At 70.3% G+C, this 9,961-nt stretch carries 6 protein-coding genes; 5 read left to right on the forward strand and 1 reads right to left on the reverse strand.

Going from position 1 to position 9,961, the window contains the following annotated elements; translation table 11 throughout:
• The first annotated feature begins 18 nt into the window (after positions 1 to 18).
• Positions 19 to 2,619: an aminopeptidase N gene (gene pepN / locus Q0L54_RS02170; RefSeq protein ID WP_296665130.1), complete on the forward strand. Its 2,601-nt coding sequence runs from the start codon at positions 19 to 21 to the stop codon at positions 2,617 to 2,619.
• Between the two features lie 39 nt (positions 2,620 to 2,658).
• Positions 2,659 to 5,271, forward strand: coding sequence for an aminopeptidase N (pepN, locus tag Q0L54_RS02175; protein ID WP_296665132.1), 2,613 nt, complete (start codon positions 2,659 to 2,661; stop codon positions 5,269 to 5,271).
• A gap of 58 nt (positions 5,272 to 5,329) precedes the next feature.
• On the opposite strand, the gene malQ is transcribed toward pepN (Q0L54_RS02175), so the two are convergent.
• Entirely contained in the window at positions 5,330 to 7,474 is a 2,145-nt protein-coding gene (gene malQ, locus Q0L54_RS02180) for a 4-alpha-glucanotransferase (protein WP_296665134.1), read from the reverse strand.
• A 64-nt stretch (positions 7,475 to 7,538) separates the two neighbouring features.
• On the opposite strand from malQ, the gene Q0L54_RS02185 reads away from it, so the two are divergent.
• The 3 genes from Q0L54_RS02185 to Q0L54_RS02195 are packed head-to-tail and all read left to right on the forward strand — an operon-like array spanning position 7,539 to position 9,954.
• Positions 7,539 to 8,642 carry a mechanosensitive ion channel family protein gene (locus Q0L54_RS02185; RefSeq protein WP_296665136.1) on the forward strand — a complete coding sequence of 368 codons (1,104 nt, stop codon included), beginning with the start codon at positions 7,539 to 7,541 and terminating at the stop codon, positions 8,640 to 8,642.
• Between the two features lie 11 nt (positions 8,643 to 8,653).
• Positions 8,654 to 9,076 (forward strand): globin, encoded by a 423-nt coding sequence (locus Q0L54_RS02190; RefSeq protein ID WP_296665137.1) that lies wholly within the window; start codon positions 8,654 to 8,656, stop codon positions 9,074 to 9,076.
• Complete coding sequence (locus Q0L54_RS02195; RefSeq protein WP_296665139.1) at positions 9,076 to 9,954, forward strand: acyl-CoA thioesterase II; 879 nt, start codon at positions 9,076 to 9,078, stop codon at positions 9,952 to 9,954. The genes Q0L54_RS02190 and Q0L54_RS02195 overlap by 1 nt, the downstream gene beginning before the upstream one ends.
• Positions 9,955 to 9,961 lie beyond the last annotated feature (7 nt).

Below are 9,961 nucleotides of genomic sequence, written 5' to 3' on the forward strand. Positions count from 1 at the left end.
GCATGGCAGAATCTCGCCATGCCAGGTACCAACCTCACGCGCGTCGAGGCCGAGGCCCGCGCCAGCATCGTCGCTGTCGACACCTACACCGTCGACCTCGACCTGACCACGTCGGACACCACCTTCCGTTCGACCTCCACCGTGCGCTTCTCCGGCATCCCCGGCGAGAGCACGTTCATCGACCTGATCGCGCCCGCCGTGGTGTCGATCACGCTCAACGGCGAGTCGCTCGATGCGGCCACGCACTTCGTCGACTCGCGCATCACGTTGCCGAGCCTCGAGGCGGAGAACGAGCTCACGGTGATCGCGGACTGCGAATACATGAACACCGGCGAGGGAATGCACCGGTTCGTCGACCCCGAGGACGGCGAGGTGTACCTCTACTCGCAGTTCGAGGTCGCGGACACTCGGCGTGTCTATGCGGTCTTCGAGCAGCCCGACCTCAAGGCGTCGTTCACGTTCACCGTCACGGCGCCCGAGCACTGGCATGTGCTGTCCAACTCGCCATCGAACAAGTCCGGGGTCGAGGGCGCCATCGTGGTCGCCGGCCAGGTGCGCGGCGTCGCGCGATGGGAGTTCTCCCCCACCACCCGCATCCCCTGCTACGTGACGGCGATCGTCGCCGGGCCGTACCACGAGGTCGAGGGCACGGTGGAGTCGCGCAAGGGCACCCTGAGCGCCAACGTGTACTGCCGCAAGGGGCTCGCCAAGCACCTCGACGCGGACGTGATCCTCGACGACACTCAGCGCGGCTTCGAGTTCTACGAGCGCCTGTTCGAGACGGACTATCCGTTCGAGAAGTACGACCAGATCTTCGTCCCGGAGTTCAACGCCGGCGCCATGGAGAACGCCGGCTGCGTGACGTTCCTCGAGGAGTACGTGTTCCGGTCCAAGACCGCGCAGGCGCGGATCGAGCGTCGCACCGTCACTGTGCTGCACGAGCTCGCCCACATGTGGTTCGGCGACCTGGTCACCATGAAGTGGTGGAACGATCTCTGGCTCAACGAGTCCTTCGCCGAGTTCGCCTCGACTCTCGCGACCGCCGAGGTCACCAAGTACCGCAACGCATGGGTGACCTTCAACGCGCTGGAGAAGTCCTGGGCCTACCGTCAGGACCAGCTGCCCTCGACGCACCCGATCATGGCCGAGATCCGCGACCTGGAGGACGTCGAGGTCAATTTTGACGGCATCACCTACGCCAAGGGCGCGTCCGTGCTCCGCCAGCTGGTCGCATGGGTGGGCCAGGACGAGTTCTTCGCCGGCGTCGCCGAATACATGCGCAAGCACCACCACGCCAACGCGACGCTTGCGGATCTGCTCGCCGAGTTGGAGAAGGCGTCGGGCCGTGACCTGTCGACCTGGTCCGACGTGTGGCTGCAGAAGGCCGGCGTCACCACGCTGCGCCCCGAGATCGAGGTCGACGATGCAGGCGTGATCACCGCGTTCGCCGTCCTGCAGGAGACCCCGGACGAGTGGCCGACGCAGCGCCCGCACCGCCTCGCCATCGGCGGATACGACGTGTCGGTGACCGACGAGGGCGACGAGGTGCTCGAACGGGTGCTCCACGTCGAGGTCGACATCGACGGCGCGCGCACGGACATCCCTGCGATCGTGGGCGCAGCGCGCCCGGCTCTGATCCTGGTCAACGACGGCGATCTGGCCTACGCGAAGGTCAGGCTCGACGAGGCGTCGCTGGCAACCGCCGTCGCCCACCTCGCGAAGTTCACCGACCCGCTTGCCCGGTCGATGGTGCTCGCCGCGGCGTGGGACATGACCCGCGACGCGGAGATGCCCGCCCGCCAGTACGTCGACCTGGTGCTGACCAACATCGGCGCCGAGACGGAGTCCACCACGGTGCTGGTGCTGTTGCGCCAGCTCGCCACCACGATCGGCCTCTACGTCGAGCCCGCGGTGGCGGGGGACGTCCAGGCCGCGACCGCGCGCGAGATCTGGCAGCTGATGCTGGCGGCCGAGCCGGGCTCCGACAACCAGCTCCAGTTCCTCCGAGCCTTCGCGTCGCTCGCGTGCGTGGACTCGATGTACGACACCCTGCAGGCGCTCATCGACGGCAAGCTCGCGATCGACGGCATCGAGATCGACACGGACCTCACGTGGGACCTGCTGATCTCATTGGTGTCCGGCGGACGCGCGGGCGAGGTGGCGATCGAGCTGCAACTTAACCGGGACGCCACCGCCTCCGGCCAGCGCCGCGCCGCGCACGCGGGCGCCGCCATCTCCACCGCGGACGCCAAGCGGGCCGCGTTCGACGCCCTCATCAACGCGGACAAGGACCTGCCCAACGCGCTTCAGTACGAGACCATCGCGGGCTTCAACCACGTCCACGACCTCACCCTGCTCGACCCGTACGTCGACGAGTACTTCGCCGCGCTGCGACGCATCTACGCCTCCAAGACCAACGAGATCGCGTCCAACCTCATCGAAGGCCTGTACCCGACCCAGCTCGCGGGCCGCGTGCCCGACCTTCGGGACAGGGCCGCCGCCTGGCTCGCCGCGAACTCCGACGCCCACGATGCGCTCCGGCGCATGGTGGTGGAGGGGGACGACGGCGTGCGACGCGCGCTCGCCGCGCAGGCGGCGGACGGGTCCTACGAGGGGTGATGATCCGCCCGACGTCGCCCGCCCTGACAGACTGACCACATGCCGGGTCTCAACCTGACCAAGCGGGAGGCGCAGGAGCGCTTCGCCACGGTCGCCAACGTCCGCTACGACGTCGCGCTCGACTTCACGGCGGCCGGCGACACCTTCCGCTCGGAGACCACGGTCGAGTTCGATGCCGTCCCGGGCTCGACAACGTTCATCGAGGCGGTGGCGGCCCGGATCGATGCCATCGAGCTCAACGGGGAGGCTCTCGACCTCTCCGCGCACCACGACCACCGGATCGAGGTCGCGGGCCTGGGCGCCCGCAACACCCTGCGGGTCGCGGGCCACTTCGCCTATCGAAACGACGGGCAGGCGGTGCACCGGTTCCTCGACCCCGCGGACGGCGAGGTCTACCTCTACACGCAGTTCGCCGCCAACGACGCGCGCGGCGCGTTCGCCTGCTTCGACCAGCCCGACATCAAGGCCGAGTTCGCCTTCGCCGTCACGGTTCCGGAGCACTGGGCCGTGGTCTCGAACTCCCCGACTCCGCCTCCGCAGCCCGTGGCGGGCGCGTCGACCGTCGGGGGCCTGACACGCGGCATCGCGCGATGGGTGTTCGCCCCCACCGTCCCGATCCCGGCCTACGCCGCGGCCGTGGTCGCGGGGCCGTACGTGTTCCACGAGGGAATGCTCCGCGGCGCCGCCGGCGACATCCCGGCACGCGTCTACGGGCGCCCGGCGCTCGAGGACCATCTCGACGGCGAGGAGCTGCTGGCTGTCACACAGGCGGGTCTCGAGCTCTACGAGCGGGTGTTCCGCACGCCGTATCCATACGAGAAGTACGACCAGGTCTTCGTGCCCCAGTACACCCTGGGAGCGATGGAGAACGTGGGCTGCGTCACCATCTCCGAGGACCGCTTCCTGTTCCGCGGACGCGCGTCCGCCGCCAACCGCGAGTTCCGGGCCGTGGTGGTGCTGCACGAGCTCGCGCACATGTGGTTCGGCAACCTGGTCACGATGAAGTGGTGGGACGATCTCTGGCTCAACGAGTCGTTCGCCGAATTCATCGGCACCTGGGCCGGCGCCGAGGTGTCGGAATGGAAGGACGCCTGGGTCACGTTCGCCGCGGACCGGAAGTCCGTGGCGTATCTGCAGGACCAGCTGCCCACCACCCACGCGATCGTGACCCGGATCCCCGACACCGAGGCGACGGTCTCGGCGTTCGACATGATCACCTACGCCAAGGGCGCGTCCGCGCTCAAGCAGCTGGCGCGGCACGTGGGCGAGGACGCGTTCTTCGACGGCGTGGCGCGATACCTGGCGCGTTACCACCACGGCAACGCCACCCTCGCCGAGTTCCTCGCTGAGGTCGAGGCGGCAGCGGGCGCCACCCTGGAGGAGTGGGCGGCGGTGTGGCTGGAGACGCCGGGCGTGACCACGCTGCGCCCGATCGTGGCCACGGATGAGGCGGGCGCGATCATTCGCCTCGCGGTCGCCGAGGACGTCCCCGCGGAGTTCCCGGTCCACCGACCCCACCAGGTCGAGGTCGCGGGCTACAGCCTGCGCGACGGACGGCTGGGCCGCGCGTGGTCGATACCGGCGGGTCTCGACGGCGAGCTGACGGAGCTGCCCACGGCCGCGGGCCTGGCCCGGCCGGACCTGCTGCTGGTCAACGACCGCGACCTCACCTACGCCAAGCTTCACCTCGACGAGGCCTCACTCGCGACCATCGACAGGCACGTGGCCGCCATCGAGGACCCGATGGTGCAGGCCACCGTGCTCGACGCGCTGTGGCACATGACCCGCGACGGCGCCCTGCCGGCCCAGCGCTACGTCGACGCCGTTCTCGCACTCCTGCCCCACATCGGCAACTCGGCGGCGGGCGAGGCGCACGTCCGGCAACTGCTGTTCGCCATCACGCGGTACCTCGCGCCGGCGCTCGTGCGCGCCACCACCGAGCGCGCCGCCGAGTCGCTGTGGTCCGCGCTCGGCGCGTCCGAGCCCGCCTCGGATGCCCAGCTGCAGCTCCTCAGGGCCTACGCCCAGCTCGCCACCACCACGGAGCAGGGCCTCCGGCTCCGCGCTCTGGTCGAGGATGCGGCGGAGCTGCCCGGACTACCGGTCGACTCGGATCTCACCTGGGATCTGTTGGCCGGCCTCGCCGCAGCGGGCGGCATCGGGGCCGAGGAGATCGGGTTCTACGCCTCTCACGACCGCAGCGCGGCGGGCGAGCGCAGGGCCGCGGGTGTGCGAGCGTCGATCTCCACGGTCGAGGCGAAGCGCGACGCCTGGAACGCGCTCGCGAGACCCGCGGACGGAGCCCCCAACAACGCCGCGCAGTTCGAGCTCGCCGGCGGATTCGCCCGAGTGCTCGACCCCGCGCTGCTCGCCCCGCTGATGGACGACGTGCTGGGAACGATGCGCGCCTACTACGAGGCCAACGCCGGCTTCGTCGGGGTGCGCGTGGTCAAGGCCGTGCTGCCCACCTACCTCACGGGCCGGGTCGAGGGCCTGTCGGGGCGCATCGAGGGATGGCTCGCGGACAACGCGGACGCGCCGAGGGTGCTCCACAGGGCGGTGATCGAAGCGCTGGACCACGTCCACCGTGCCCAGGTCGCGCAGGCCGCGAGCCGCATGGCCCTGGCGGACCGCCCCGCCGCGCGCGGGTGAGCGCACCCTTGACCCGGGACGGGACGATGCGGCGACGCCCGCATCGTCCGATTGCGGGCTAGGCGCGCGTCGCCTTGATGGCGCGGAACAGGCGCCGCACCCGCGGGTGGTCGAAGAGGTCGTCCAGCAGCACCGGCACGCCGTTGCCGTCGGTGATGGGCACGCACCAGTTGGGGTATTCCACGTCGGTCCCCGGCATGTTCTGCGCACGGCGCTCGCCCACCGCATCGGTGACCGCCACCCCGGTCAGCATCGCGGGGCTCTCGAGCACCCAGCGGTGGAGGCCGGCGATCAGGTCCTCCTCGTTGTAGTCCCCGAGGATCCAGCCGCGCTCCAGCATGATGTCGATGAAGGCCTGGCGCTCGCGCGCCGCCTCGGCCTGCGCGTCCTCGACGCTGCCGCCGCCCAGCATGCCCAGCTCCTCGCGCAGGCGCACCTGGTCGCCCGCGAGGTACGCGGCCGTGGGCGGCAGATCATGAGTCGTGACGGCCGCGAGGGTGTCCGCGCGATAGTGCTCCGGGAGTCGCGGTGCGCCGTCATCGTGGCGCTCGAACCAGGTGATCGACGTTCCGAGCACTCCGCGGGAGTGCAGGTATTCGCGCACCCACGGCTCGACGGTGCCCAGGTCCTCGCCGATCACGAACGCCCCGGCCCGCTCGGCCTCGAGCGCGATGATCCCGATGAGCGCCTCGTGGTCGACGTACACGTACACGCCGTCGACCGGGATGTGCCCCGACGGCACCCACCACTGCCGGAACATGCCCAGCACGTGGTCGATGCGCAACGATCCCGCGTTGCGCACCGCGGCCCGCACCATGTCCCGGAAGGGCAGGTACGCAGCGGCCTCGAGGGCGCGCGGCTGCCACGGCGGGATCGACCAGTTCTGACCGAGGGCGTTGTAGAAGTCCGGCGGCGCGCCCATGCTCATGCCCTGCGCGAGCACCCGCTGGAACGCCCACGAATCGGCGCCCTCGGGGTGGACGCCCACGGCGAGGTCGATCATCACCCCAACGCTCATGCCGGCGCGGATGGCGGCCGATTGCGCCCGCTCGAGCTGCTCGTCGCAGATCCACTGCAGCCACGCGTAGTACAGGACGCGGTGGGCGTGCTCGTCGCGCCAGGCCGCCACGGCGGGCGAGGTGGGCGAGTCGAACTCCACAGGCCACGGCAGCCCCCGATGCGCCTCGGCGATGGCGCACCACGTGGCGAAGTCCTCCAGCGCCGCGCCCTCGCGCAGGCAGAACGCCTCGAAGAGGGCGTCGCGGCCGGCGGACCGCGGCGCGCGGAACACCTCCTCGAGCGCCGCCGACTTGAGCCGCCAGATCGCGTCGCGGTCGAGCAGCTCGTCGGAATCGTTGAGGCGCTGCGGCTTCTCCGCCTCCCACGCGAGCAGCGCACGCTGCTGCGACGGCAGGTAGGCCACCTCGGGAATGTCCTCGACGCGGATGTACAGCGGCGACATGAAGCGCTTGGAGGACGGCAGATAGGGGGAGTTGGAGATCGGCGGCACCGGCTCGCTGGCGTGCAGCGGGTTGATCAGCACGAACTCCGCGTCGGCACGTGCCTTGCCCAACGCGCACAGGTCCGCAAGGTCCGCGAGATCGCCGATGCCCCACGAGCGCGCGGAGCGCAGCGAGTAGAGCTGCACGGTGAGACCCCATGGGCGGCGCTCGCGCACCTCGGCGGGGATGGTGACCTGTTGCGGCGTGACCACCACGTATCCCCGTGCGCGCCTACCCGTGGTCGCGGCCTCGATCACGTGCCACCCGAGCGGCAGATCCGCCGGGATCTCGAACGTGGCGCGGCCCATCGTCTGCGACCCGACGGCCCGGGGCGGGACCCAGCGGTCGATCTGCTGGACCTCGTGCTCCTCGCCGGTCTCGAGCCGCAGCGACACGTCGACGGGGTCACCGTCGATCACGTGGACGGGGATCTCGTGTGCCTCGCCCTGCCTGACCACCGTCACCGGCGGGACCAGCTTCGTCCACGCCTCGTCCTCGAGCGTCGTGAGAGAGCCCTCGCACGCCGCGTCCGAGGATGCGTCGAGCCCCATCGCGGTGAGCGCCGCGCGGATGGCCGCCGCAGAGCATTGGATGAGAGTGCCGTCGATGGCGTAGTACTCGACCGAGACTCCGCACGCGCGGGCCAGGTCCACGAGGGCCGGCGATGGGGCCTCGCGCTCGACTTTGGGCGCATCGATCACCCCTCAATCCTGCCAGATGCGAGGGTGTTCACGTGGCGCGCCGCGCTCTCGTTACTCTGGTCTGGTGATCGACCTCCGTGCTGCCGCCGCCCCGAGCCCCTCACCGTCCCCCTCCCTCGCGTCGGACGAGGCCAAGAATCTGGTGGATTCGTGGATCTCCGACGTCGAGACCAACACGCTGGGCCTCATCGTGGTCACCGTGCTGCTGGTCATCGCGTGGCTCGTCGGACGCGCCCTGATCAAGGGCGTGACCAAGGGCATCGAGCGCGGCACGCCCTTCCAGGACTCGCGTACCCGCAGGGCGCTCAAGCGGGCGCGCATCCCGGTGGCAGAGCCCGACACCGTCGAGCTGCGGCTCGAGGGTGAACGCCGTCGCCAGCGTGCGCAGACTCTGCGGCGCGTTCTCAACTCCGCGCTCGCCGTGGTGCTGGTGGCGATCGGCATCACCACCATCCTCACCGTGCTGGGCGTGCCGGTCGGGCCCATGATCGCGTCCGCCGGCGTGGTGGGCGTGGCGCTCGGCTTCGGCGCGCAATCCCTGGTCAAGGATGTGCTGAGCGGCGTCTTCATGCTCATCGAGGATCAGTACGGCGTAGGCGACGTGGTCGACCTGGGCGCGGCCACCGGAGCCGTCGAGGAGGTGGGCCTGCGCGCGACGCGGCTCAGGTCGCTCGACGGCACGGTCTGGTATGTGCCCAATGGAGAGATCGTTCGAGTGGGCAACAAGACCCGCATGTGGTCGCGCGCACTGGTGGAGGTCAGGTTCGCGTACGACACCGACATCGAGGCGGCCCGGCAGGCGATGCTCGACGCGGTGCAGGCGGCTCGCGAGGAGTCCGACCAGGTGGCAGCCAACATCTTGGCGGAGCCCGAGGTCGCCGGGGTCGAGTCCCTCGAGTACAACGCGGTGATGCTGCGCCTGCTGGTGCAGGTCAACCCAGCCACCCAATGGGACATCATGCGCGAGGTGCGTCTCCAGATGCGGCGCATCTTCGACGAGCGCGACATCGACCTCGCCGTTCCCGGCGACGCAATGGTGATGGACTCCAAGGCGGCGCGGGTGCGACCCGCGCTCCACGACGGCGACCGCGCGGCCGGCGACACGCCGCCCAAGGACGACTCGGGTCGCCCCCTGCCGCCGCCCAACTCTCCCGACCTCGACGAGTGACGGTTCCGGGCATGAACGTGGGTGCGGGGCCCACTCAGGACTCGGGGCAGAGCTTCTACGAGGCCGTGGGTGGGCACCCCACGTTCGAGGCGATCGTGCGGGACTTCTACGCGGGAGTCGCCGCCGATCGCGTGCTGCGCCCCCTGTATCCCGAGCAGGATCTCGAGGGCGCGATCGAGCGCCTCACACTGTTCCTCGAGCAGTACTGGGGTGGGCCCACCACCTACTCCGACCGGCGTGGCCACCCGCGACTGCGGATGCGGCATCAGCCGTTCCGGGTCAATCCGGAGGCGCGCGACCGCTGGATCGGTCACATGCGCCACGCGGTGGCGCAGCAGAACCTCTCCCCGCTGCACGCCGTCACGCTGATGGACTACCTCGAGCGGGCCGCGCACTCGATGGTGAACACGTTCGAGCCCACGGAGGAGGGCTGATGGCCCACACCGAGGACGTCTGGGCCGATGCGGCGGTGAGCGCCGGCATCGCCGCGCTGACGCTGCGACGCGAGGGCGACACCAGCTTCGAGGGCGACTCGCTGCCCATGCCCGGCGGCCGCGTCTTCGGCGGCCAGGTCCTGGCGCAGGCCCTGATGGCGGCGGGCGCGACCGTCGATCAGGACCGTTTCGCGCATTCGCTCCACGGCTACTTCCTGCGCGCGGGAGACGCGACGCGGCCCATCCAGTTCGAGGTCGAGGTGCTCAGGGACGGGCGCTCCTTCTCGGCACGCCGCACGCACGCTCTCCAGGCCGGACGGCCCATCCTGTCGATGATCACGTCCTTCCAGATCGATCAGCAGGGGCCCGAGCACTCGGTCACCATGCCCGAGGTGCCTGGACCCGAGTCCGTGCCGTCCGGCGTCGACGTCCTCGCCCCGTTCGCCGGCCATCCGTCGGCGGACTTCTGGCTCACCAAGGCGCCCTTCGACGTGCGCCACCTGGAGGGCTCGCTCTTCGTGGGCCCCGACAAGCGGCCCAAGCAGTACCAGACCGCGTGGATGAAGGTTCGGGGGCCCGTCGACGGCCCCGATCTGATGCACCGCGCGCTGCTCGCGTTCGGATCCGATCAGGTCATGCTGGAACCGCTGCTGCGCCGTCACGGTGCGTCGTGGGTGACGCCCGACATCGCGTTTGCAAGCCTCGACCATGCCATGTGGTGGCACCGGCCGGCGCGGGCCGACGAGTGGCTGCTGTTCGTCCAGGACGCGCCCACCGCGCAGGGCGGACGCGGCCTCACCGGCACCTGGGTCTTCTCGGAGGACGGCCGGCTGGTCGCGTCCGCGTCCCAGGAGGGGATGATCCACCTCCCCCGCTGATCCGCAC

Origin of the sequence: Demequina sp. (assembly GCF_024642165.1) — a bacterium.
Lineage (GTDB): Bacteria > Actinomycetota > Actinomycetes > Actinomycetales > Demequinaceae > Demequina.